The following is a 22,267-nucleotide window of genomic DNA, read 5'->3' as shown; positions in this document are numbered from 1 at the left end:
CCCTGCGCCCGCGCAGGCTGCCGGGCTGTCTCCTGGTGTGTCCATGCCCAAGTGAGCAGGGGATATTGTGGCTGGAGTATCTATCCGCGCAGGCGGTGGCGCATCCGGAGCTTTCACGGTGCCGATCTCCGTAGAACTACGCAGGTCGGCTGCTCGGTATAGGCAGCCGCGGCGGCTGTGCTATTTTGTTTCCATCCAGGTGCCGCCACGCCCATGAGCCCGATTTCCCGCTTCCCCGTCCTGCGTTTCTGGCGCTGGGGCCTTGCCGCCCTGGCCGGCCTGTTGCTGATCCTGGTGGCCGGGCGCTGGTCCCAGGATCAGGAACTCAATCTCCGCGAGGCCAGTCTTCGCCAGGCGTCCGACGCCTACGTTCTGGCCCTGCGCGGCATCGTCGAGAAATACGGCGATCTACCCTACGTGGTTGCGCGCCATCCGGATGTCTTGACGTTGCTGCGGGATCCCGCGGACCGGGGCCAGGTGACCCGGGTTGATCGCTACCTGGCCGACCTGCAGCGACAGACCGGTGCGGAGGTCCTGTACGTGGTGGACTCCCAGGGGCTGACGCTGGCCGCCGGCAACTGGGATCAGCCGACCACCTTCGTCGGACACTCTTATCGTTTGCGGCCCTATTTCCAGGACGCATTGGGCGGGCGGCGTGGCTTGTTTTACGGTGTGGGACTGACGACGGGTCAGCCTGGCCTGTTCATCGCGGAACCCGTCCGGAATGCGGGCGCCATCGTTGGCGTCGTGGTTGTGAAGCTCGGGTTGGAGCGGGTCGAGCAGGCTTGGTCGCGTGCGACGGATCCGGTTTTGCTGCAGGATCGTCACGGTATCGTGTTCCTCAGTTCGGTCCCCGACTGGTTGTACCGGGCCGACCGGGATCTGGCGCCTGCCGATCTGGAATGGCTGCACCAGCATGCCCAGTACGGTGCGCGGGATCGCTTCGAACGCTTGCCCTGGCAGTTCGAGCAGGATGCCGATCTGCCGGGCTTGCTGATCCGGACCCGGCTGGATGGGCGGCCGCGCGAGCTGCTGGCCTTGCGCACGCACCTGCCTGAGCTCGGCTGGACGCTGACCGTGACCGGAAACCTCGATGAGGTCTGGCGGTCTCGTCTGAAAGCCGAGATCATTGCCGCGCTGGTGGCCACCGTGCTGCTGCTGGGCCTGGTGTCCTGGCGTCAGCGCGAGAAACGGTATGCCGAGCAGCGTCAGGCCCGTGTCGAGCTGGAACGACGCGTCGAGGATCGCACCCGCGATCTCGAAGAAGCCCACGCCTTTCGCAAATCGATGGAAGATTCCCTGCTGGTCGGCATGCGGGCCCACGATTCGCAAGGCCGCGTGATCTACGTGAATCGCGCCCTGTGCGAGATGGTCGGGTTCCCCCAGGACGAGTTGCTGGGCTGCGTGCCGCCCTATCCTTACTGGCATCCCGATGATGTGGCGCAGCTGCTGCACGAACATGAGGCCACGCGAAATGGCGGGGTGCCGCATGGGTTCGAGACGCGATTCCGCCATCGGGACGGTCACGAGGTGATCTGCATGGTCTATGCCGCGCCGCTGATCGATGCCCGGGGCCTGTACCGCGGCTGGATGAGTTCCATCGTGGACATCACCGCACAGAAGCAGGCCGAGGCCCGCCAGCGCGAGCAGGAGCGTCAGCTGCAGCACAGCGCGCGGCTGGCCAGTGTCGGCGAGATGGCTTCGACAATCGCCCACGATCTCAATCAGCCCTTGATGGCCTTGTCCAACTTCGCGCTGGCCGCTCGCGCCATGGCGGATCCGGACCTGTCGCCGATGATAGCGACCGCGCTGGACGGGATCGTGGAGCAGGCGACCCGGGCGAGCGACATCGTCCGGCGGGTCCGGGCTTTCATCAATCCGCAGCGCGCCGTCTACGAAACATTGGCCATCAATGAATTGGTGGAGCATGCCCACGCGTTGTTGCTGCCCGAACTGCAGCGTAGCCGGGTGGTCGTCGTCAGCGATCTGGCCGCCGGTCTGCCGTCGGTGCGTGGCGATCGGGTGCTGCTCGAACAAGTTCTGGTCAATCTGATCCAGAATGCGGTCCAGGCGATGCGTGAGACGCCACCTTCCAGGCGACGCATCGAACTGAGCTCGCATCGGGAAGGCGGGGTGGTGGAAATCCGGGTGGCCGATCAGGGACCTGGGATCCCCGCCGACCGGATGGAGCAAATTTTTCTGCCATTTTTCAGCACCCGGCCGGATGGTCTGGGGCTGGGCCTGAAGATCTGCCGCACCATCATCGAGGCTCACAGCGGCCGCCTGTGGGTCGCCAATCGTCTGGCGGGCGGCGCCGCCTTCACGTTCACATTGCCGATCAATCCATGAAAGACATTCCGCTGACCCTGTATGTCGTGGACGATGACGAAGCGCTGCGTCGCTCTCTGCTGATGCTGCTGTTTTCCCAGGGGGTGCCGGTCCAGTCGTTTGGTTCCGGAGAGGAATTCCTGGCCTCGGTGGACATGCGCCGGCCAGGTTGCGTGATCCTGGATCTGCGACTGGGCGGGATCAGCGGGCTGGAAGTGCTGGATCGTCTGCGTCACGCGCACAGCCCACTGGTCAGCCTGTTCCTGTCCGGTCATGGCGATATTCCCACGGCGCTGGAGGCCGTGCGGCTGGGCGCTCATGACTGGGTGGTCAAACCCGATACTCAGCAGTTGCTGGAAAAATTGCCCGCTGCGTTGGCCGAAGCCCGCGCCCGCAGCGAGGCCCTACGGCGCTGGGGCGAACTGACACCACGCGAACGCGAGGTTGCCCATTGGGTCGGCCTGGGGCAGCCCAACAAGGAAATCGCCCGGCTGCTGGTTCCTCCGTGCAGCCCGCGCTCGGTTGAGACCCATCGCGCCAGTATCTTCGACAAGTTGGCGGTCGCCAATGACAATGAGTTGGGGCGCTGGCTGGCGTCTCACCCCTGGCTGGCCTGAAGCGTCAGCTGGGTGGGTGGGGGCGTCAGCCTTGATCGTGCGGGTTCGACGGTGTGCGTCATCTTCTCGCGGAAGACCTCCGCCGCCTGCGACAGATTGTGCGTCTGGGCATTCATGGTCAGCACAGCCATGGAAGATTGCTCGGCCATCGCGGCATTGCCTTGTGTCAGGTCGCCCAGCTGTGCGAAGGTCTGCTGGATGCGCTGCAGGTCGTTGGCCTGGGCGGAGCCCGCCTCGTGGATGCGCCGGATCAGTTCGCTGACCTGGGTATTCTGGGTCAGGACGTCACGCATGGCCTCGGCTGCTTCCCGCGTCCGGGATACTCCGCCCTGGGCGATGTGCACCACATCCTGGATCAGACCGCCGATTTCCTTGGCGGCGCTGGCGCTACGCTGTGCCAGGGCACGGACCTCTCCCGCCACGACCGCGAAGCCTCGGCCCTGCTCGCCGGCCCGGGCGGCCTCGACGGCGGCATTGAGGGCCAGGATATTGGTCTGGAATGCGATGGAGTCGATGACCCCGACGATATCCCCGATGCGTTTGCTGGCGGCGTCCATCTGCTCGATTTGGGCAGCGGCCTCGCGTACGACTTGCGCGGCGCGAGTGGCGGATTCGCTGGAGGCCTGGGCAAGTCCGACGGCATGTTGGGCGTGTCCGGTATTGTCTTCGACCAGGCCGGTCAGCCGTTCCATGTCGGCTGCCGTTTCGTTCAGGCGGTTGGCGGCGGACTCCGTCTGGATGCTGAGGTGCTGGCTGCCCTGGGCGATTTCCGTCGAGGCGTGGCGCAGCCCCACCAGCTGGTTCTGGACGTCATCAGTGAAGGACCTCAAGTTCAGACTGCATTGCTTCACGGCCTTCTGGATCGAGGCTACTTCGTCCAGCCGGGTCAGGCGCCAGTCGTCCACTGCCTGGCCGCTGGCGGCCTGGATCGCCTGGCGCTGAATGGCGTGCAAGGGGTGGATCAGACGGCGTTCGAGTGCAAGACCGGCGATCCCGCTCAGGCCAAGTCCGGCCACACTGGCGGCCAGGAGTGCCTGATCCGTCAGGCCCGCCTGCCAGATAGTCAGGGACCAGAGACCCCACAGCCCGCTGAGCGTCAGTGCCAGCCGTTGGCGCAGGGACACGGTCCGGAAGACATTGCGCCAGCGCCGCCAGCCGGTGTCAAACAGCAGCCCATGATGAAATCGGACCTTTTGGCGCTGATGGCGGAAATCCTCAAACACGCGTTCGCTGGCCTCGATTTCGGCCCGGCTGGGCTTGGTGCGCACCGAGACATAACCGCTGAGCGTGCTTTGATGATACACGGGCGTTACGTTGGCCCGGACCCAGTAGGAATCCCCGTTTTTGCGGCGGTTCTTCAGAACCGCAGTCCAGGATCTGCCCAGTTTCAGCGTGTCCCATAGATCCTGAAAGGCCTCGGGCGGCACGTCAGGGTGGCGCACGATGTTGTGCGCCTTGCCCAGCAGTTCGCCATACTCGAAGCCGCTGATGCGCACGAAAGCGGCATTGGCGTAGGTGATCCGCCCTTTGACATCGGTGGCCGACAGCAAGGTTTCGTGATCGGGGAAATCGTATTCGTGCGGCGTGACGGGAAGGTTCTTGCGCATGCGGCGCTCCAGATGGTTGAAGACTAAAACAATTGTTATTTATCAATAACTTATGGTCTTTTCTCGGCGACTCTGGATAGTAGCTGGAGCAGATGACATATTTAATCTTTGCACTATGCGAATGGTGCACGAGGTGGCGATTTTGTCGGTTCGATCCTGATCTGGATCAAGCAGCCTGGTCATTGATAGTTATTTTCAATCTATAATATAAAAACTATCAATTTTACTAATTTATGGGAATTGCCTACACTGGGTTCAGTTGCCACTGAGGCCACTTCTCCAACCACTGAACAAGGAGCACTCATGTCCCTGATCAACACCACGATCAAGCCCTTCAAAGCCAACGCCTACCATAACGGTAAGTTCGTCGAAGTCAGCGAGCAGACTGTGGCTGGCAAGTGGTCGGTGTTCGTTTTCTACCCGGCCGACTTCACCTTCGTGTGCCCGACCGAACTCGAAGACCTCGCGGATCATTACGCCGAATTCCAGAAGCTGGGCGTGGAAGTCTATTCCGTGTCCACCGACACCCACTTCGCACACAAGGCCTGGCACGACACGTCCGACGCCATCAAAAAGGTCAACTACCCGATGATCGGCGATCCGACCCATCTCCTGTCGCGCAACTTCGATGTGTTGATCGAAGAAGAAGGCGTGGCTCTGCGCGGCACCTTCGTGATCAACCCGGCGGGTGAAATCAAGGTCCTGGAGATCCACGACAACGGCATCGGCCGCGATGCGTCCGAGCTGCTGCGCAAGGTCAAGGCCGCCCAGTACATCGCCAGCCACCCGGGCGAAGTTTGCCCGGCCAAATGGGAAGAAGGCGCCAAGACCCTGACCCCGTCACTGGATCTGGTCGGCAAGATCTGATCGCAGCCTGTGAGCGGTAGCTGCGTGCCTGCACAGCAGGACCGCAGTCCGCGTGCAGGATGATCGGACCGGCCGGCCCGATTTCAACCCTGGCCGGTCTTTTTTCCCGCTGGCAATGTCTGGCGACACGTCGCCACGACGTGTCGGCGGGGAGTGATTTTTTCCAAAAAGGTGTGGATATGCTGGATGCGAACCTCAAAGGACAATTAGGAACCTATCTCGAACGGGTGACACAACCCGTCGAGCTGCGCGCCTCCCTGGACGGCAGCACCCAATCGCAGGAACTGCGCGCCTTTCTGGAAGACATTGCGGGCTTGTCCGACAAACTGTCTCTGGTCGAAACCACGGCTGCGGACGGACGCGTGCCGTCGTTCGAGATCGCCCGTGCGGGGACCGACGTGGCAGTGCGTTTCGCGGGGATACCCCTGGGTCACGAATTCACCTCGCTGGTGCTGGCCCTGCTGCAGGTCGGCGGCCACCCGCCGAAGCTCGATGATGCCGTGATCGAACAGATCCGGGATCTGCCCGGCGATTACCGGTTCGAAACCTATTTTTCCCTGTCGTGTCAGAATTGCCCGGATGTGGTCCAGGCGCTGAACGCGATGTCGGTCGTCAACCCGCGCATTCGTCACGTGGCCATCGATGGGGCGCTGTTTCAGGACGAGGTGAGCAAGCGCGAGGTCCTGTCCGTGCCGGCGGTGTTCCTGAATGGCGAATTGTTCCATCAGGGGCGCGCCGGTGTCGAGGAATTGCTGGCCAAGCTGGACGTCGGCAATGACGACGCCAAGGTCGAGGCCCTGAACGCCCGCGAAGAATTCGACGTGCTGGTCGTGGGCGGGGGGCCGGCGGGTGCGGCTGCCGCTGTTTACGCCGCACGCAAGGGCATCCGCACCGGGGTCGTGGCCGAGCGATTCGGCGGCCAGGTGCTCGATACCATGGCCATCGAGAACTACATCTCCGTGCTGGAGACCGAAGGGCCGAAGTTCGGCGTAGCGCTGGAACAGCACGTCAAGGCTTACGAGGTCGACATCATGAACCTGCAGCGGGCCACACGCCTGGTGCCGGGGAAATCCATTCAGGTGGAATTGGCCAGTGGCGCGGTGCTGAAGGCCAAGAACGTGATCCTGTCCACGGGCGCCCGCTGGCGCCAGATCAACGTGCCTGGCGAGGACGAATACCGGAATCGCGGCGTGGCTTACTGCCCGCATTGCGACGGCCCGCTGTTCAAGGGCAAGCGTGTGGCGGTGATCGGCGGTGGCAATTCGGGTGTCGAGGCGGCTATCGACCTGGCTGGCATCGTGGGTCATGTCACCTTGATCGAGTTCGGCGATGCTTTGCGGGCCGATGCGGTGCTGCAGCGCAAACTGCGCAGCCTGGCCAATGTTACCGTCCTGACATCGGCGCAGACCACGGAAATCCATGGCGACGGCAAGCGCGTCATCGCCCTGAGCTACAAGGACCGGACAAGCGGCGACACGCATCGGGTGGAACTGGATGGCGTGTTCATCCAGATTGGTCTGGTGCCCAATACCGAATGGCTCAAGGGGGTGGTGGACCTGACGGCGCACGGCGAGATCGTGGTCGATGCGCGCGGCCAGACGTCCGTCCCGGGCGTGTTCGCAGCGGGCGACGCGACGACGGTGCCGTACAAGCAGATCATCATCGCCGCAGGCGATGGCGCCAAGGCCGCTTTGTCCGCCTTCGACCACCTGATCCGCAGCTCGGTGTCCGACGCGGAAGAGGCGGCTGCCTGATTCCGTGGGGCAAGCGGGCCTCAGGATGGGCTGTTCGCCTCCGTCCGAGGCCAGGGGCCGCCGATGCGGGCTTCGCACAGGTCCACCCAGGCCTGGGCCGCGTGCCCGAGCCTGGACCACGCGACCGGGGATAGCAGCGCGACGTCCCAGCTAAGATCGGGCGGCCCCAAGGGCCGCGTCTGCAGACCCTGTGATTCTGGATGGTCGATGAAGGGTTCGGGCAGCAGCGCAATGCCCATCCCCGCCTGGGCCATGGATAGGGTCCAGTCCCATTGGCTGCTGCGGGCTATCGTGTACGGCGTGATGCCGGCGGCCTCGAACTGGCGGTCCAGCAGCCGCGCCAGCGCGAAGTCGTCGCTGGTCAGGACCAGCGGACGTCCCTGGAGGTGGCGCACCTGCGGGTTTGGCGGCAATGTCCGCATGAGGTCCGGGTGGCCGATTGCGAGAATCCTGAATCGCGCCACTCTCTGAGCATGCAGCGCCAAGCCGGTTGCGATCGGCATGAGACTGAACCCCAGGTCGAGCTGGCCATTGGCAATCTGGCGTTCCACTTCCTGGCCCGTGTCCTCATGCAGGACGACTTCGATGCGCGGATACCGTTCTCGGTATTCCTTCAGTACGCTCGTAAAGAGACGGTTGATCATGGGGGGCAGGCCTAGCCGCAGCTGCCCCAGATCCAGGGCCTGCGCCCGCGCGACATCGCGCATCAGGCCCGCGTGGGCGGCCAGGATCTCCTGGCCCCGGGCGTACACGATGCGGCCGATATCGGTCAGTTGCGCCGGCCGTCTGTCGCGATCCAGCAGGGGGGACCCGATCTCGTCCTCGATCAGGCGGATCATTTTGCTGATGGTCGATTGCGTGACGCCCAGCGTCGCCGCCGCCCGGGAGAAATTCCCGCGCCGGGCGGTCTCGATGAAATAGGTCAGGGCTTTCAGATCCATCCGTGATCTACGGCATAACTATGAATAATAAGAATAGTGTATCTTCATTTGATTCATTGTGGCGATGATAATCTGTCATCCATCATCCTATGAAAATTCGAGGAGACCGTGATGATGGATCGTTTGCAATGCCCCGGGCTGCAATCCCGGCTGATGTCGGCTACCCAGGCGGCCGAATTGTTTCGTGACGGCATGACCGTCGGAATGAGCGGCTTCACGCGTGCCGGGGACTGCAAGGCGCTGCCTGCCGCCCTGGCGCGACGGGCGGCGCATGAGACGCTGCGGTTGAATCTGATCACGGGGGCATCGCTGGGCAACGACAGCGACGGGCTCATGGCCGAGGCCGGCTTGCTGGCGCGCCGCATGCCGTTCCAGGCGGACGTCCGGTTGCGCCGTATGATCAATGCCGGCCAGGTGATGTTCATCGACCAGCATTTATCGGAAACCGCCGAACAACTGCGCGCCGGCCATCTGCCGGCCATCGACATCGCCGTCATCGAGGCGGTGGCGATCCTGCCGGACGGGGGGATCGTGCCGTCGATGTCCGTGGGCAATTCCGCCACTTTCGTCGCCCAGGCCCGTCAGGTCATTGTCGAACTCAATACGGCGCTGCCCCTGGAATTGATGGGGTTGCACGATATTTACCAGCCCGGATCGCGCCCTGGCCGCCAGCCGATTCCCCTGACGGCCGTCGACCAGCGGATCGGCTCGATTGCCATCCCGGTGGATCCGCAGCGTATTGTGGCCATCGTTCACACCGATCATCAGGATAGCCCCTCCACCGTGCTGCCGCCCGATCAGGAGACCCGGGCGATCGCGCGGCACATCGTGCGGTTCTTGCAGCAGGAGGTGGATGCGGGGCGGCTGACCGATACGCTGCTGCCACTGCAGGTCGGAATCGGCACCATCGCCAACGCGGTCGTGCATGGCCTGGTCGATTCTCCGTTTCGTGACCTGCAGATGTATTCCGAGGTCCTGCAGGACAGCGCCATCGCGCTGCTCGATGCAGGGCTCGTGTCCTTTGCCTCGGCTTCCTCGATTACGCTGTCGGCCCCCGTCTATCAGCATTTCCTGGAACGCTTGGCCGATTATGCCGGGCGTATCGTCCTGCGTCCCCAGGAAATCAGCAACCATTGCGAGATTCTGCGCCGCCTGGGCATCATCGCCATCAATACCGCCCTGGAGTTCGACCTGTATGGCAACGTGAACTCCACACACGTCGGCGGCACGCGCATGATGAACGGCATCGGCGGCTCGGGCGATTTCGCGCGTCAGGCGCACTTGTCCATCTTCGTGAGCAAGTCGACGGCCAAGCAAGACGCGATCTCCAGCGTGGTCCCGATGGTGGCGCATGTCGATCATACCGAACACGACGTCGATATCCTCGTCACGGAATGGGGGCTTGCGGACCTGCGTAATCTTGCGCCCCGGGAACGGGCGCCGCGAATCATCGAGTGCTGCGCGCATCCCGATTATCGGGACGCGCTTCGAGATTACTTCGAGCGGGCTTGCGCGCAGGGCGGGCAGACGCCCCATCTGCTGGGCGAGGCTCTTTCCTGGCACGAGCGGTATGCCGCGACCGGCTCGATGCGCCACATGCCCGAGGTGTCGCAGGCCTGACCGGGCATGGGCGGCGGCCGCGCATTAAAATAGCCAGCTTCATTCTGCTTGATCGAAGGATCTTGCCATGCTGGCGCACTACGGGGTTGTGGATATCTGGACCTATCTGGCCGGGACGATTTTCATCATCCTGCTGCCTGGGCCCAATTCCCTGTTCGTGCTGGCGACCGGCGCGGGCAGGGGCGTGCGCGCGGGATATCAGGCGGCCTGCGGGGTGTTTCTGGGGGATTCCATCCTGATGACCCTGACGGCGGCGGGCGCGGCGTCCGTGCTCAGGCTGCTGCCCGTGCTGTTCTTTGTGCTGAAGGCAGCCGGCGCGGTGTACCTCGGTTATCTGGGAATCCGGCTGCTGCTGTCTGCCTGGCGTCCGGCGCACGGCGCGGCGCGGACGGTGCATGGCGCGGCTGCGGGCAATCCCTTTCACAAGGCGCTGTTGCTCAGCCTGCTCAATCCCAAGGCGATCCTGTTCCTGCTGTCGTTTTTCGTGCAATTCGTCGATCCGGCCTATTCACACCCCGCAATCCCGTTCCTGATCCTGGCCGCGATTCTGCAGGCCTGCAGCGTGCTTTATCTGTCCGTGCTGATCTTCGGGGGTGCGCGCCTGGCGGCCGCCTTCCGCCGCCGTCAGGGTCTGGCACGCGTCGGTAGCGGGCTGGTCGGGATCCTGTTCCTGTGGTTCGCCGGCCGCATGGCCGTCGAGGCCTGATACGGGCGGATCGTCACCGGGTGTCGCTTCCGCGCGGCTGGCCGTCCTGGACCGGCAGGGCTGCAGCCCGTCTCTGACAACCATCATCACGCTGGGTTAATATTCATCATTCATCAACCATGATGATCCGGTGTCAGTCCCTGGACACGGCCGTGTGGCGGGACTGACGGTTCGTGCTGTTCAGGCTGGCCCACCCGCCTAGGGGTTTTTCCCCTTTAGGCCGCCTTATATATCCTGAGTAGAATTTTTCGAATCCGGCAGTTTCACGAATGATTCGAACAGGGTACCCGCATGCCGCCGCGATTGGCATTACGTCAAATCACCAAGACCTATCCCGCAGTCCGCGCCAACGATGCGGTCGACCTGACGGTGCAGCCCGGCGAGATCCATGCCGTGCTGGGGGAAAATGGCGCGGGGAAGTCCACCCTGATGAAGATCATCTACGGTGTCGTGCGACCTGACTCCGGTGCCGTGGAATGGGATGGCCAGGCCGTCCAGATCGCCAATCCGGCCGCGGCCCGGGCTCTCGGGCTGGGGATGGTGTTCCAGCATTTTTCCCTGTTCGATACCCTGACCGTTGCGGAAAACATTGCCCTGGGCCTGCCGCCGGATACGGACCTGAACGCGCTGGCCGAACGCATCGAACAGACGGCCGGGCAGTATGGCCTGGATGTCGAACCCCATCGGCACGTCCATACCTTGTCAGTGGGCGAGCGCCAGCGGGTCGAGATCGTGCGCGCGCTGCTGGGCAAACCACGGCTGCTGATCCTTGATGAACCGACCTCGGTGTTGACGCCCCAAGCCGTGCAGCGGCTCTTCGAGGTCCTGCGCCAGCTGGCGGCCGAAGGCTGCAGCATCCTGTACATCAGCCACAAGCTCGACGAAATCCGCAGCCTGTGTCATCGCTGCACGGTCATGCGCGCGGGCAGGGTGACTGGTGTGTGCGATCCCCGCGAGGAAACCGAGGCCAGTCTGTCGCGTCTGATGATCGGCGCCGACCTGCCCGTGCAGCAGCGCCAGGCTCGGCCGTCCGGGCCTGTGCTGCTGCGGGTCACAGGCCTCGACCTGCCTCGGGCTCATCCGTTCGCGGTGCCTTTGTCGGGTATCGCGTTCAACTTGCATGCCGGCGAAATCCTCGGGGTTGCCGGGGTGTCCGGCAATGGCCAGCAGGAATTGATGGCGGTACTCTCAGGAGAGGACCGCAGGGCGGCGGATGCCGCCATTCACCTCGACGGGACGCCCATGGGCCGGCGCTCGGCGGCCTGGCGGCGGGCACAGGGCCTGGCATTCGTGCCTGAAGAACGCCTGGGGCGTGGCGCGGTGCCCGAACTCAGCCTGGCGCGCAACCTGCTGTTGTCCCATCAGGGGGCGGATACTGTCCGGCACGGCTGGATCCGCTCGGGCATGGTGCACCAGCTCACCGAGGGCATCATCCGCCGGTTTCACGTCAAGGCCGCGGGTCCGCATGCGCTGGCGGGCAGCCTGTCGGGCGGCAACCTGCAGAAATTCATCGTTGGCCGGGAAGTGGTGCGCCGCCCCCGGCTGCTGCTTATTGCCCAGCCGACCTGGGGGGTGGATGTCGGCGCGGCGGCCCAGATCCGGGGCGAACTGCTGGCCCTGCGCGACGCGGGTTGCGCCATCCTGCTGATCTCCGAGGAGCTCGACGAATTGTTCGAATTGTCCGATCGACTGGTGGTCATGGCCAAGGGGCGCCTGTCGCCGCCCATTGAACGCGCACAAGCCAGCCGCGAGCAGATCGGCCAATGGATGAGCGGCCTGTGGCCGGACCCGGCCGCGGCCTTCCCGGGTCCGACCGGGGCTGTGCCGGAGACCCTCCATGCTTGAGCTTATTCCACGGGCCGAACCCTCGCGCCGGATGGCTTGGCTGTCGCCGCTGCTGGCCCTGGCCCTGACAGCCCTGTGCGGGGTCTTCATGTTCCTGGCAGTCGGCAAATCGCCTCTGCAGGGATTGTGGGTCTTCTTCATCGAACCCATCAGCAGTCTGCGCGGCTGGTCCGAAATCGGCGTGAAGGTGGCGCCTTTGCTGCTGTGCGCCGTTGGCCTGGCCCTGTGCTTTCGCGCCAACATCTTCAATATCGGCGCCGAAGGCCAGCTGGTGATCGGCGCGGCGACGGCGGGAGCCTTCATCCTGCAGTTCGATGATGGACAGGGTGGTGGGGGCGGGCCGTTCATGATCGCGCTGGCACTGCTGGCGGGGGCGATCGGCGGCGCGTTCTGGGCGTCGCTGGTGGCGTGGCTGCGGGACCGCTACCACGCCAACGAAATCCTGGTGTCCCTGATGCTGGTCTACGTCGCTCAGCTGCTGCTCAGCTATCTGGTGCATGGCGTGATGCGCGACCCGGATGGTTTCGGCTTTCCCCAATCCCGCCTTTTCGATGCGGGGTTCCTGTTGCCGGTCTGGCCCGGTACCCGCCTGCATCTGGGAATCGTCTTCGCCTTGGTCGCCGCTTTGGCTGCCTGGCTGATGCTGTCGCGGCTGTTTACCGGCTACCGTCTGACCGTCGGCGGGCTGGCGCCGTTGGCCGCCCGCTATGCCGGGTTCTCCTCGCGCCGTGCATTGTGGGGCTGTATGCTGGGTTCCGGCGCTCTGGCCGGGGTGGCGGGGGCCTGCGAGATCATGGGGCCCATCGGCCAGGTGACGCCGTCGGTGTCACCGGGTTATGGCTTCGCCGCCATCATCGTGGCGTTTGTCGGGCGCCTGCACCCCATCGGGGTCATCTTCGCCAGCTTCATCATGGCGCTGTTCTACATCGGCGGCGAACTGTCGCAGACCCGTCTGGGCATGCCCAACGCCATCACGGGGATCTTCCAGGGCATCCTGCTGTTTTCGCTGCTGGCCTGCGATGTCCTGATCCACCAACGACTGCGCTGGAGACGCTGACCCATGGACGCACTGGCTCCCCTGATCGCCGCAGCCATGAATGCCGGCACCCCGCTCATGCTGGCGGCGCTCGGCCTGCTGATCAATGAAAAATCCGGGGTGATCAACCTCGGTTCCGAAGGCATGATGCTGGTGGCGGCCGCTCTTGGTTTCGCCATGACTGTGCAGACCGGCAGCTCCGTGCTGGGCTTTGTCAGCGGTGCGCTTGCCGGGGCCCTGATGGCGGGGCTGTTCGCCTGGCTGGTCGTCTGGCTGGGCGCCAATCAGGTGGCCTGTGGCCTGGCCCTGTCGCTGTTCGGGGTGGGGGTCTCGGCCTCCATCGGTCTGCCCTATGTCGGGGCCACAATCAAGGCGTCCTCCTGGTCGGTGCCATTTCTGGCCGACCTGCCTTTCGTCGGGCCGGCGCTCTTCCAGCACCATCCCCTGGTCTACGGGGCGCTGGCGCTGGCATTGGCGCTGGCCTTCTTCCTGTACCGCACCCGGGCGGGGCTGGTGCTGCGGGCGGTGGGCGAATCGCCAGAATCCGCGCATGCGCTGGGCTATCCGGTGCGGCGCATCCGCCTGGCGGCGCTGCTGTTCGGCGGGGCCTGCTGCGGCCTGGCTGGCGCCTTCATGTCGCTGGTCTATACACCGATGTGGGTGGAAAACATGGTCTCCGGGCGCGGCTGGATCGCCCTGGCGCTGACGCCCTTCGCCACCTGGCGCCCTCTGCGGGTGCTGGTGGGTGCGTATCTGTTCGGGGGCATCACGATCCTGACCTTCCACATGCAGGCTCTGGGCGTGCCGATCGCCTCGCAGCTGCTGTCCATGCTGCCCTATCTGGCCACGATCTTCGTGCTGGTCCTCATTTCCCGCAACGTGGACTGGATCCGCATCAACATGCCCGCGTCCCTGGGGCGCGTCTTCAACCCCAACAGCTGATTCCGCGTTTCCATTCGTTTTGCTTCACCGCCATCCGCTGATTTCGAACCCGGAGATCCTCTCTCATGAAAAACCATCTGATTCGCCATACGCTGGCAGCTGCGACCGCCGCGGCATGCCTTTGGGCCGCCGGGCCCGCCGTCGCCCAGGAACCCCTGAAGATCGGCTTTGTCTACGTCAGTCCGGTGGGCGAGGCCGGCTGGTCCTGGCAGCAGGACCTGGGCCGCAAATACATGGAAAAGCAGCTGGGCGACAAGATCAAGACCCAGTACGTCGAGGATGTGCCTGAGGGCGCCGACGCCGAGCGGGTCATCCGCGATCTGGCCCAACAGGGCAACAAGCTGATCTTCACCACGTCCTTCGGCTTCATGAACCCGACGATCAAGGTCGCCAAGCAGTTCCCGGACGTGAAGTTCGTGCATTCGACTGGCTACAAGACAGCCCCGAATGTGGCCACCGCGAATGCCCGTTTCTACCAGGCGCGTTACGTGGCGGGCGTGCTGGCCGGCCACAAGACCCAGACCGGGGTGGTCGGTTATGTCGGCGCCTATCCGATTCCCGAGGTCTTGCAGGGCATCAATGCTTTCACGCGCGGCCTGCGCAGCGTGAAACCCGACGCCACCGTGCGCGTCATCATGGTCAACAGCTGGTTCGATCCGGGCAAGGAACGCGATGCAGCCCTGGCTCTGCTGGACCAGGGTGCTGACATCGTCACGCACCACACCGACTCCACCGCCACCGTGCAGGCCGCCGAGGAACGCGGCAAGTGGGCGATCGCCTATCATTCCGACATGTCGAAATTCGGCCCGCATGCCCAATTGGCGGCCGTGACTCATCATTGGGGTCCCTATTTCACCCGCGAAGCGCAGGCGGTCCTGGACGGCACCTGGAAGCCCGATCAAGTCTGGGGCGGCTTCAAGGAACACATGGTCGACGTGGAAGGCTTCGGCCCCGCCGTGGACGACGCCCTGAAGGCGCAGGTCAAGGAAAAAGAGGCCGCCATCGCCGACGGTACGCTGAACGTCTTTGCGGCGCCGATCAAGACCAACGAGGGCAAGGTTGTGCTGGCTGAAGGTGCGCTCGACGACAAAGGTCTGAACGCGATGAACTACTACGTCGAAGGCGTCGTCGGGAAACTGCAAAAGAACTAGGCTGTCTTGTGGGGAACCGACCAGGTGCTCATCACCTGGGCCACCGGTTCTCCGCCGCTCTCGGGCAGCAGCAAGACCTCACCGGCCGTCATGCGGCCGGTTTTCAATATGCGGGCCTGCGCCAGAACGCCGCCTGCGGGCGCGCCGCGCAGGAAATGGATCGTCAGGCTGGCGGTGACGGCTTCCGGGATCCCGGTTGCGCTGACGACCGCCGCATACAGCGCCAGGTCGGCCAGACCCATCAGCATGGGGCCCGCCACGATGCCGCCCAACCGCTGGTTGTCCGGGCTGGGTGGCAGGCGCAGCGTGGCCTGTCCGTAGCGGATCTCTTGCACCTCGATACCCAACACCGCTGCGAACGGATGCAGGCGCTCGAGCAGGTTGCGAAATTCCTCGACCGTGATGTGCGACACGGGGGGTGACGCCGTATCAGCCAAAGCGGAAAGTTTCGACATGGCGCAAACGAGAACTGAAAAGCCGATAGTACACTGGTCCGGCTGTAGGTTTCGCGAGGCCATGGTGGCGTATCGCGGCTCAGAACGTGATGGATAGTGAAATGAACAGAATGTTGACACACGCATTGGGTCTGTCCGCCGGGCTGTTGCTGGCCTCCTCGGCATGGGGGGCAGCGGGGCATGACGGCCTTATGGCGCAGGCGGCCTCGGCCGAGCTGCCGGTGTCCTCCACGGTGACGGCGTCCAGCTGCTGGATCCGTCAAATTCCGGCGCCCGCGCCCTCAGGCGGGTTTCTGGTGATTCATAATGCGGGGACGCAACCCGCCGTGCTCAATGGAGTCAGCTCACCCGACTACGGGATGGTCATGATGCATGAAACCACCCAGAAAAACGGCATGAGCAGGATGTCCATGGTCCATCAGGTCACGGTGCCGGCCGGCGGGCAGCTGGAACTCAAGCCCGGCAGCTACCACCTGATGCTGGAAAAGGCGCGCGATGGGCTGAAGGTCGGCGATCAGGTCCGTGTCGACTTCACCCTGGCGGATGGCCAGCGGCTGTCGGCGCAGTGCGAGATCCAGCCGGCAAGGGCGATGCCCGGAATGCGCGGACACATGAAGTACTGATCCCGGGGCAGGGCACCGGCAGCGTTGTCTGCTATGCGCTCAGGGCCCTGGCGGTTTCAATGAATTCCAGCACGGTGCGATTGAATGCCCTGGGGTTCGCTAGGTTCATGCCGTGGGCGGACAGCGCGATCCGTGCCCGTCGGGCATGCGGCAGGAGCTGCTGCAGACGGTCCTGCCGGGTTCCGTACTTGGCCGGGCTGTTCGATCCACCCACGAGCAGCAGGGGGCATCTCAGGGCGGCGGCATCCCGCAGCCGGACGGGCGTATTGGCTTCCAGAATCTGGGACACCAGGGTGGCCGCGTTGTCTCGCGTCATGTCCTTGAACCAGCCGACCATCTTGCGCCAGGTGTCGGGGCCGTTGACTGTGTCGATGAACTCCTGCAGCGCGTCTTCAGTGTCGCCGGCGCGCAGCTGATCCACTGTCCGTGCATAGAACGGCGGGGTTTCCGGTTCGTCGTCGAACCGGAATGCCGGGTCGGCCAGCACCAGGGTGTGGCACAGATCGGGCGCCTGCGTGGCAAAAGCCATGGCGACCTGGGCGCCACGCGAATGGCCGATGACGTGTACCCCATCAGGAACATTCAGCGTACGCGCCAGCTGGATCAGATCCTGCGCATGCGCCGCGATCCGGTAGCCGGGCTGCGGGTGCGGTTGGCGATCGGGCCAGCAGCCACGCAGGCTGGGCGCCAGGACGTGATGCGTGGCCGCAAAGGCCGGAATCTGCCAGCGCCAGTAGCGATAATCGCATAGCGACCCGTGAATCAGCAGGATGGGTTCGCCCTGTCCAGCCTGCGTGTAGTGCAGGCTGCCACCCGGCAATGCCAGGGTGTCGTGCGGCAGGTCCGGCGTCGGTCGTGTCACAGCAGCTTCAGCCGGCTTTTGGCGGTTTCGGCGGCGGAGCTTCGAGGGTAGTCTTTGATGATCCGCTGCAGGCTGGCCTTGGCGCCCTTCATGTCGTTGAGTTCGATCTGATCGGCGGCGACCACCAGCAGCGCGTCTGGCGCGCGGGCATCGTCCGGGTGTTTCTTGACCAGGGATTGCATGGTCTGGATCGAGTTCTTGAAGTCTTTCGAGGCGTACTGACTGCTGCCCAGGTAGAACAGGGCATCGGTCGCCAGCTGGCTGTCGGGGTAGGACTGGACAAAGGTTGCAAAACCAGAGGCAGCGTCTTTGTAGCGGCCGTTGCGGTACTGGTCCGCCGCCGCCTGGTAGGCGGCCTGTTGTTGCGGATCGCCCGTCTGCTGACCCTGCTGGGCCTGCTGCTGGGGCGCGTTTTCCTGGCCGGCCGCCGACTGGCGGCTGAGCTGACCCAGTTCTTCGACACGTCCGCGCAAGGTGGCGATTTCCTGGCTCATCAGATCCATCTGGTCCGCCAGCTGCAGCCGGGCCTGTTGGTTCTGGGACTGCATCTGCTGGATCTGCGTGCGCAGTTCCAGGATGGCGCGTCGTGCGTCGTCGTCGGCAAAGGCATGCGCGGCGGGCGCGGCCAGCATGAGAGCAAACAGCGCCGAGACGGACAGTGCGTTCAGGCGGTGGGGCAGTGCGTGCATGGATCGGTTCCTTCAGTCCAGAATGACCTCGCGGCCAATAAGTTCACGAGGCAAATGAAAACGCCGTAGCGTTGCCGCTACGGCGCTATTGCAACCGAGGTGCGGATCAACGCTGATAGTCGATGTCGGCGCGACGGTTCTCGGCGTAGTCGGCTTCGGTGTTGCCCTGAGCCTTCGGACGTTCCTTACCGTAGCTGATGGCTTCCATCTGGTTGGCGTTGACACCCAGAAGCTTCATCGCACGTGCCACGGCATCCGAACGGCGCTGGCCCAGAGCCAGATTATATTCGGAGCTGCCACGGGCATCGGTGTTGCCTTCGATACGGACTTTCTGGTTGGGATGGCCAGTCAGATAGTTGGAATGCATTTCGACCACGCTACGATACTGCTCGGGGATCGTGTAGCTGTTGAAGTCGAAGTAGACCGAGCGTTGTTGCGCGAGCGGGCTTTGCGGATTGAACGGATCCATGATTTGCCCAGCGGACGCCGAATTCGAGCCGGCGCCGTTGGCGCCGTTTTGATCCAGCGGCACGGAGCTGCAAGCTGCCAGGGAGGCGGCAAAAGCGGCTATGGTCAGAGTCCTGGTGATGCGCGAGCTCATTTAAAGTCCTTTAGAAGAAAGAGTCACACGAGAAAAAATCAATTGGTGAAAGGGCCCCAGGCGGGCTCGCGAACCTTGCCGTTGAGCACCGACAGAGTCTGTCGGACACGCCCGTCGATCGAAGTCACCGCCAGCACGCTCCTTCCGTTTTGGATCGAGCTGTAAAGCACTTGCATGCCGTTGGGGGCGTAGCTGGGAGACTGATCGTCCGGGCCGTCCGTCAGGAGCTGTTCCGCACCCGAACTCAAGGACAAGCTTGCAATCCTGAAAGCGCCGTTTCTGCGAGTAACGTACACCAGTTGTTGCCCATCTGGCGACACCCTAGGTGAGATATTGTAACTTCCGGAGAAAGTTACGCGCTGGGCATCCCCACCGCTGGCCGGGACTTTGTAAACCTGCGGGCTGCCGCCACGATCGCTGGTGAAGACCAGAGATTGTCCATCCCGTGTGTAGAAGGGTTCGGTGTCGATCAGTGGCGACCGCATGACGCGGCGCAGATCCGATCCATCTGCATTGATGGTGTATATCTGCGAGATGCCGTCCATTGAAAGCACGATCGCCATGTGTTTTCCATCCGGCGACCAGGCGGGCGCGCTGTTGTTGCCCTTGTAGTTGGAAATCGGCTGGCGCTGGGCCGTGGCCAACGTCTGGACATAAATGACCGATTTACCGGATTCGAAGCTGACATAGGCCAGCTTGCTGCCGTCCGGCGACCAGGCGGGCGAGATAATGGACTGTTTCGAACGCAGCATTACCTGTGGATTTTGCCCATCCGCATCAGCAATTTGTAACTCATAGCCGTTGCTGGTTTGCAACACATAGGCGATCCGGGTGGAGAAAACACCCCGTACGCCGGTGATCTTTTCGTAGATCCGATCGGCGATTTTGTGGGCGATCCGGCGCATTTCGGATTCGGTGCCGCTGAACGTGGCCTGGTCGAGTTCGGACTTGCGGACGTTGTCCACCAGCCGGTAGCTGACGGTGTACTGGCTGCCGTTTTGCGCCACCGAGCCGTAGGCCAGATAGTCCGCCCCGCGGGCTTGCCACGTGCCGTAATCGATGGCGCTCTGGACGTTGAGCTGCGCGCCTGCCGTGTTGATCAGGCGGAACTGGCCGGAACGGGTCAGGTCGGCGCGGATGACTTCATGGGTGGACGTACCACCGGATGTGCCGGCGAAATCGGCGATGGCGATCGGATACTGCGTGGCGCCAACGCCAGAAATGTCGACGCGCAGCTGAGCCTGTGCGGTCGTGGCGGTGGCTGCGGCCAGCGCAATACCCAGACCAGCCGCCGCCGTGCGCCGCCAGAGGCGCCCGATGAAGCCGGAAGCTGTGAATACGGTCATGGTAACGATCTCCTTAGTCGTACATCCGGTAATCCACGTCAATATACGATGGATACCGGCCGCTTGGCGGTTTGGGGAATGGGGAGCACGCCAGGATACCCTTGCGTACGGCGTCGTCAAAGCGTGTATCACCCGAGGACTGCGACAGGTCGACGCCCTGCACCTGGCCATTGGAAGCCAGGTGCGTCCGGAAGCGGGCCGTCGGATTCCCGGAGCCGCTGCGGGGCGGAACATTGTAGATCACACCGGGCTGCACGCAGGCGCGCACTTTCGCGGCATAGCCCTCGTTGCCGCCACCGCCGCCTCGTTGATTGCGGTCGGCATTACCGTTGGGGATCCCGGCGGCCTCCATGGCGGCTCCGCGCATGGCGGCCTTCAGGGCGTCCCGTTTGGCGGCGGCGTCTTTGGCGGCTTTTTCCTTCGCGGCTTTGTCGGCTGCGGCCTTGGCGGCCGCTTCTTTGGCGGCTTTTTCCTTCGCCGCCTTGTCGGCAGCGGCTTTCTCGGCGGCGGCCTTGTCGGCTACGGCTTTTTCCGCGGCCTGCTTTTCGGCCTTCTCTTTGGCAGCCTTATCCGCAGCCGCCTTGTCGGCGGCGTCCTTGGCGGCTTTTTCCTTCGCGGCTTTGTCGGCGGCGGCCTTCGCGGCAGCTGCTTTCGCCGCCTTGGCGGCGGCTTCCTGTTCAGCCTTGGCCTTGGCCGCTTCCTCTGCTGCGAGTTTTTCGGCTTCCTCGCGCGCCTTGTGTTCCTTGGCTAATGCGATTTCCGCATCGGCTTGCGCCTTGGCGGCAGCGGCGGCCTGAGCCTGCGCGGCTGCCAGCTGCGCCTGATGCGCCGCTTCGGCCTGGGCAGCCTTCTGTGCGCTATCGTCGGGCTTGGGGGGTTCGGGGGTGGGCTTCGGTTCGGGCTTTTCGACGGGCGGTGCCTGGTCGGGTTGCTCTTCCGGCGGAGCCGCCTCGGCGACCGTGCCCTTGGCCCACAACTGGACCTGCACGGGGCCGGAATTGTTCGGCACGGACGAGAACCCCACCAGCATCAGCAGAAGCAGCAGACCATGGGCGGCCAGGGATATGATCAGGCCGCGCCGGTCGTCGCGTTCGTCCGTGGGATCCCCGGAGCCGGTCAGGCGATCGATGAGTTTCATGATACGAAAATTCTGCCCGGACAGTGGATCACTTGCGGGCTCCTGACCCGTCCTGGTTGACCAGCAGCCCGAGCTTGGCAACGCCGCCGTTGCGCAGCTGGTCCATGACATGCATGACGGATTCGTAGGGGACTTTGCCGTCGGCCGAGATGACCACGGGGGTGTCGGGCGTGACGACGGAACGGACCTCGGCCAGCAGATTGGCCTTGTCGATGGGGCGGAACGAAGCGCCGCCCTCGCGCACGCGGATGGCGAGCGCACCCTCGGCGTCGATCTGCACCTCGACGGGCTGCGTGGGGACCTCGGAGGCGGTGCCGACCGAGGGCAGCTCGATCTGTCCCGGTGTGATCATGGGTGCCGTCACCATGAAGATCACCAACAAAACCAGCATGACGTCGATATAGGGAACGACGTTGATGTCGTTCTTCATTCGACGTGCGCGGCGGTTGCTCAGCGATGTCATCTCAGTGCACCTGGCGTTGGAGAATGTTCAGGAACTCCTCCACGAAGCTCTCGAAGCGGATCGACAGACGGTCGATCTGGTTGGTGTAGCGGTTGTAGGCCAGCACCGCCGGAATGGCGGCGAACAGGCCGATGGCCGTTGCAATCAGGGCCTCGGCGATCCCCGGTGCGACAGCGGCCAGAGTCGCCTGCTGCATCGTGGACAGGCCCATGAAGGCGTGCATGATCCCCCAGACCGTGCCCAGCAGGCCGATATAGGGGCTGACCGATCCTGTGGAGGCCAGGAAATTCAGGTGCGATTCCAGACTGTCCATCTCGCGCTGGAAGGCGGCCTTCATGGCGCGGCGAGGGGCGTCCAGCAGGCTGTCGCCACGGCTGGCGGAACGGCGCGCCTTGACGAATTCAGTCATGCCCGCGTCGAAGATGCGGGCCAGCGCGCCGTGTTCGTTGCGTCGACTGGCAATCGCCTGCTGTAGCACCGTCAGGTCGCCGCCGGCCCAGAAATCATCCTCGAAGCGCCGGGTTTGCTCGTCGGCGCGTTTGAGGGCCGCTCGTTTGCTGAAGATATAGGTCCACGAGAGGACCGAGGCGCCGAGCAGGATCAACATGACGATCTGCACGGGAATACTGGCGTTGCCGATCAGAGACAGCAGCGACAAATCGCTAGAAGCTTGCAT

At 63.8% G+C, this 22,267-nt stretch carries 21 protein-coding genes; 11 read left to right on the top strand and 10 right to left on the bottom strand.

Annotated features, from left to right (window positions below; translation table 11 throughout):
* Positions 1 to 213 precede the first annotated feature (213 nt).
* Together ABCV34_RS09935 and ABCV34_RS09930 are read left to right on the top strand one after the other, a co-directional pair.
* The gene (locus tag ABCV34_RS09935) at positions 214 to 2,349 is read left to right on the top strand and encodes an ATP-binding protein (protein ID WP_345796066.1); all 2,136 of its coding nucleotides are present in this window, start codon (positions 214 to 216) and stop codon (positions 2,347 to 2,349) included.
* On the top strand, positions 2,346 to 2,945 hold the full coding sequence (locus ABCV34_RS09930) for a response regulator (RefSeq protein WP_345796064.1): 600 nt from the start codon (positions 2,346 to 2,348) through the stop codon (positions 2,943 to 2,945). The genes ABCV34_RS09935 and ABCV34_RS09930 overlap by 4 nt, the downstream gene beginning before the upstream one ends.
* Here the strand turns inward: ABCV34_RS09930 and ABCV34_RS09925 are convergent.
* A complete protein-coding gene (locus ABCV34_RS09925; protein ID WP_345796062.1) occupies positions 2,927 to 4,552 on the bottom strand; it encodes a methyl-accepting chemotaxis protein in 1,626 nt (541 codons plus the stop codon). The two genes, ABCV34_RS09930 and ABCV34_RS09925, sit on opposite strands and share 19 nt — an antisense overlap.
* A 303-nt stretch (positions 4,553 to 4,855) precedes the next feature.
* On the opposite strand from ABCV34_RS09925, the gene ahpC reads away from it, so the two are divergent.
* Together ahpC and ahpF are read left to right on the top strand one after the other, a co-directional pair.
* On the top strand, positions 4,856 to 5,419 hold the full coding sequence (gene ahpC / locus ABCV34_RS09920) for an alkyl hydroperoxide reductase subunit C (RefSeq protein WP_345796061.1): 564 nt from the start codon (positions 4,856 to 4,858) through the stop codon (positions 5,417 to 5,419).
* Positions 5,420 to 5,598: 179 nt separating this feature from the next.
* On the top strand, positions 5,599 to 7,173 hold the full coding sequence (ahpF, locus tag ABCV34_RS09915; RefSeq protein WP_345796060.1) for an alkyl hydroperoxide reductase subunit F: 1,575 nt from the start codon (positions 5,599 to 5,601) through the stop codon (positions 7,171 to 7,173).
* 20 nt (positions 7,174 to 7,193) lie between these two features.
* Here ahpF and ABCV34_RS09910 read toward each other — a convergent pair whose 3' ends face one another.
* Entirely contained in the window at positions 7,194 to 8,114 is a 921-nt protein-coding gene (locus tag ABCV34_RS09910; protein ID WP_345796059.1) for a LysR family transcriptional regulator, read from the bottom strand.
* Between the two features lie 108 nt (positions 8,115 to 8,222).
* Between ABCV34_RS09910 and ABCV34_RS09905 the strand changes: the two genes are divergently transcribed.
* From ABCV34_RS09905 to ABCV34_RS09880, 6 genes are all read left to right on the top strand, one after another.
* A complete protein-coding gene (locus tag ABCV34_RS09905) occupies positions 8,223 to 9,734 on the top strand; it encodes a succinate CoA transferase (protein ID WP_345796058.1) in 1,512 nt (503 codons plus the stop codon).
* 67 nt (positions 9,735 to 9,801) lie between these two features.
* Positions 9,802 to 10,440: a leucine efflux protein LeuE gene (gene leuE, locus ABCV34_RS09900; RefSeq protein ID WP_345796056.1), complete on the top strand. Its 639-nt coding sequence runs from the start codon at positions 9,802 to 9,804 to the stop codon at positions 10,438 to 10,440.
* Positions 10,441 to 10,731: 291 nt separating this feature from the next.
* The gene (locus tag ABCV34_RS09895) at positions 10,732 to 12,285 is read left to right on the top strand and encodes an ABC transporter ATP-binding protein (protein ID WP_345796055.1); all 1,554 of its coding nucleotides are present in this window, start codon (positions 10,732 to 10,734) and stop codon (positions 12,283 to 12,285) included.
* Entirely contained in the window at positions 12,278 to 13,342 is a 1,065-nt protein-coding gene (locus ABCV34_RS09890; protein WP_345796052.1) for an ABC transporter permease, read from the top strand. The genes ABCV34_RS09895 and ABCV34_RS09890 overlap by 8 nt, the downstream gene beginning before the upstream one ends.
* 3 nt (positions 13,343 to 13,345) lie before the next feature.
* Positions 13,346 to 14,263, top strand: coding sequence for an ABC transporter permease (locus ABCV34_RS09885; RefSeq protein WP_345796051.1), 918 nt, complete (start codon positions 13,346 to 13,348; stop codon positions 14,261 to 14,263).
* Positions 14,264 to 14,328: 65 nt separating this feature from the next.
* Positions 14,329 to 15,414 carry a BMP family ABC transporter substrate-binding protein gene (locus ABCV34_RS09880; protein WP_345796050.1) on the top strand — a complete coding sequence of 362 codons (1,086 nt, stop codon included), beginning with the start codon at positions 14,329 to 14,331 and terminating at the stop codon, positions 15,412 to 15,414.
* On the opposite strand, the gene ABCV34_RS09875 is transcribed toward ABCV34_RS09880, so the two are convergent.
* Complete coding sequence (locus tag ABCV34_RS09875) at positions 15,411 to 15,869, bottom strand: PaaI family thioesterase (protein WP_345796049.1); 459 nt, start codon at positions 15,867 to 15,869, stop codon at positions 15,411 to 15,413. The two genes, ABCV34_RS09880 and ABCV34_RS09875, sit on opposite strands and share 4 nt — an antisense overlap.
* A 101-nt stretch (positions 15,870 to 15,970) precedes the next feature.
* On the opposite strand from ABCV34_RS09875, the gene ABCV34_RS09870 reads away from it, so the two are divergent.
* The gene (locus ABCV34_RS09870; protein ID WP_345796048.1) at positions 15,971 to 16,492 is read left to right on the top strand and encodes a copper chaperone PCu(A)C; all 522 of its coding nucleotides are present in this window, start codon (positions 15,971 to 15,973) and stop codon (positions 16,490 to 16,492) included.
* A gap of 31 nt (positions 16,493 to 16,523) precedes the next feature.
* Here ABCV34_RS09870 and ABCV34_RS09865 read toward each other — a convergent pair whose 3' ends face one another.
* The 7 genes from ABCV34_RS09865 to tolQ all read right to left on the bottom strand — a co-directional run bounded on the left by ABCV34_RS09865 (position 16,524) and on the right by tolQ (position 22,267).
* Entirely contained in the window at positions 16,524 to 17,354 is an 831-nt protein-coding gene (locus tag ABCV34_RS09865; protein ID WP_345796047.1) for an alpha/beta hydrolase, read from the bottom strand.
* Positions 17,351 to 18,043, bottom strand: a complete 693-nt coding sequence (ybgF, locus tag ABCV34_RS09860; RefSeq protein ID WP_345796046.1) for a tol-pal system protein YbgF — start codon at positions 18,041 to 18,043, stop codon at positions 17,351 to 17,353. The genes ABCV34_RS09865 and ybgF overlap by 4 nt, the downstream gene beginning before the upstream one ends.
* A gap of 106 nt (positions 18,044 to 18,149) precedes the next feature.
* The gene (gene pal / locus ABCV34_RS09855) at positions 18,150 to 18,644 is read right to left on the bottom strand and encodes a peptidoglycan-associated lipoprotein Pal (protein WP_345796045.1); all 495 of its coding nucleotides are present in this window, start codon (positions 18,642 to 18,644) and stop codon (positions 18,150 to 18,152) included.
* A 38-nt stretch (positions 18,645 to 18,682) separates the two neighbouring features.
* Positions 18,683 to 19,990 carry a Tol-Pal system beta propeller repeat protein TolB gene (gene tolB, locus ABCV34_RS09850; RefSeq protein ID WP_345798757.1) on the bottom strand — a complete coding sequence of 436 codons (1,308 nt, stop codon included), beginning with the start codon at positions 19,988 to 19,990 and terminating at the stop codon, positions 18,683 to 18,685.
* 13 nt (positions 19,991 to 20,003) lie between these two features.
* Positions 20,004 to 21,128, bottom strand: a complete 1,125-nt coding sequence (tolA, locus tag ABCV34_RS09845; RefSeq protein WP_345796044.1) for a cell envelope integrity protein TolA — start codon at positions 21,126 to 21,128, stop codon at positions 20,004 to 20,006.
* A gap of 28 nt (positions 21,129 to 21,156) precedes the next feature.
* Entirely contained in the window at positions 21,157 to 21,591 is a 435-nt protein-coding gene (locus tag ABCV34_RS09840; protein ID WP_345796042.1) for an ExbD/TolR family protein, read from the bottom strand.
* A gap of 1 nt (position 21,592) precedes the next feature.
* Positions 21,593 to 22,267: a protein TolQ gene (tolQ, locus tag ABCV34_RS09835; RefSeq protein WP_345796041.1), complete on the bottom strand. Its 675-nt coding sequence runs from the start codon at positions 22,265 to 22,267 to the stop codon at positions 21,593 to 21,595.

Origin of the sequence: Castellaniella sp. MT123 (assembly GCF_039614765.1) — a bacterium.
Classification (GTDB): Bacteria; Pseudomonadota; Gammaproteobacteria; order Burkholderiales; family Burkholderiaceae_B; genus Castellaniella.
This window is presented reverse-complemented; position numbering and strand designations above follow the sequence as displayed.

Coding starts and splice junctions, on each gene's coding strand:
- ABCV34_RS09930 (WP_345796064.1), top strand. CDS start 2,346: ATGAAAGACATTCCGCTGACCCTGTATGTCGTGGACGATGACGAAGCG.
- tolB (WP_345798757.1), bottom strand. CDS start 19,990: ATGACCGTATTCACAGCTTCCGGCTTCATCGGGCGCCTCTGGCGGCGC.
- ABCV34_RS09935 (WP_345796066.1), top strand. CDS start 214: ATGAGCCCGATTTCCCGCTTCCCCGTCCTGCGTTTCTGGCGCTGGGGC.
- tolA (WP_345796044.1), bottom strand. CDS start 21,128: ATGAAACTCATCGATCGCCTGACCGGCTCCGGGGATCCCACGGACGAA.
- ahpF (WP_345796060.1), top strand. CDS start 5,599: ATGCTGGATGCGAACCTCAAAGGACAATTAGGAACCTATCTCGAACGG.
- ABCV34_RS09925 (WP_345796062.1), bottom strand. CDS start 4,552: ATGCGCAAGAACCTTCCCGTCACGCCGCACGAATACGATTTCCCCGAT.
- pal (WP_345796045.1), bottom strand. CDS start 18,644: ATGAGCTCGCGCATCACCAGGACTCTGACCATAGCCGCTTTTGCCGCC.
- ABCV34_RS09910 (WP_345796059.1), bottom strand. CDS start 8,114: ATGGATCTGAAAGCCCTGACCTATTTCATCGAGACCGCCCGGCGCGGG.
- ABCV34_RS09885 (WP_345796051.1), top strand. CDS start 13,346: ATGGACGCACTGGCTCCCCTGATCGCCGCAGCCATGAATGCCGGCACC.
- ABCV34_RS09895 (WP_345796055.1), top strand. CDS start 10,732: ATGCCGCCGCGATTGGCATTACGTCAAATCACCAAGACCTATCCCGCA.
- ABCV34_RS09890 (WP_345796052.1), top strand. CDS start 12,278: ATGCTTGAGCTTATTCCACGGGCCGAACCCTCGCGCCGGATGGCTTGG.
- ybgF (WP_345796046.1), bottom strand. CDS start 18,043: ATGCACGCACTGCCCCACCGCCTGAACGCACTGTCCGTCTCGGCGCTG.
- ABCV34_RS09870 (WP_345796048.1), top strand. CDS start 15,971: ATGAACAGAATGTTGACACACGCATTGGGTCTGTCCGCCGGGCTGTTG.
- ABCV34_RS09840 (WP_345796042.1), bottom strand. CDS start 21,591: ATGACATCGCTGAGCAACCGCCGCGCACGTCGAATGAAGAACGACATC.
- leuE (WP_345796056.1), top strand. CDS start 9,802: ATGCTGGCGCACTACGGGGTTGTGGATATCTGGACCTATCTGGCCGGG.
- ABCV34_RS09875 (WP_345796049.1), bottom strand. CDS start 15,869: ATGTCGAAACTTTCCGCTTTGGCTGATACGGCGTCACCCCCCGTGTCG.
- ahpC (WP_345796061.1), top strand. CDS start 4,856: ATGTCCCTGATCAACACCACGATCAAGCCCTTCAAAGCCAACGCCTAC.
- tolQ (WP_345796041.1), bottom strand. CDS start 22,267: ATGCAAGCTTCTAGCGATTTGTCGCTGCTGTCTCTGATCGGCAACGCC.
- ABCV34_RS09880 (WP_345796050.1), top strand. CDS start 14,329: ATGAAAAACCATCTGATTCGCCATACGCTGGCAGCTGCGACCGCCGCG.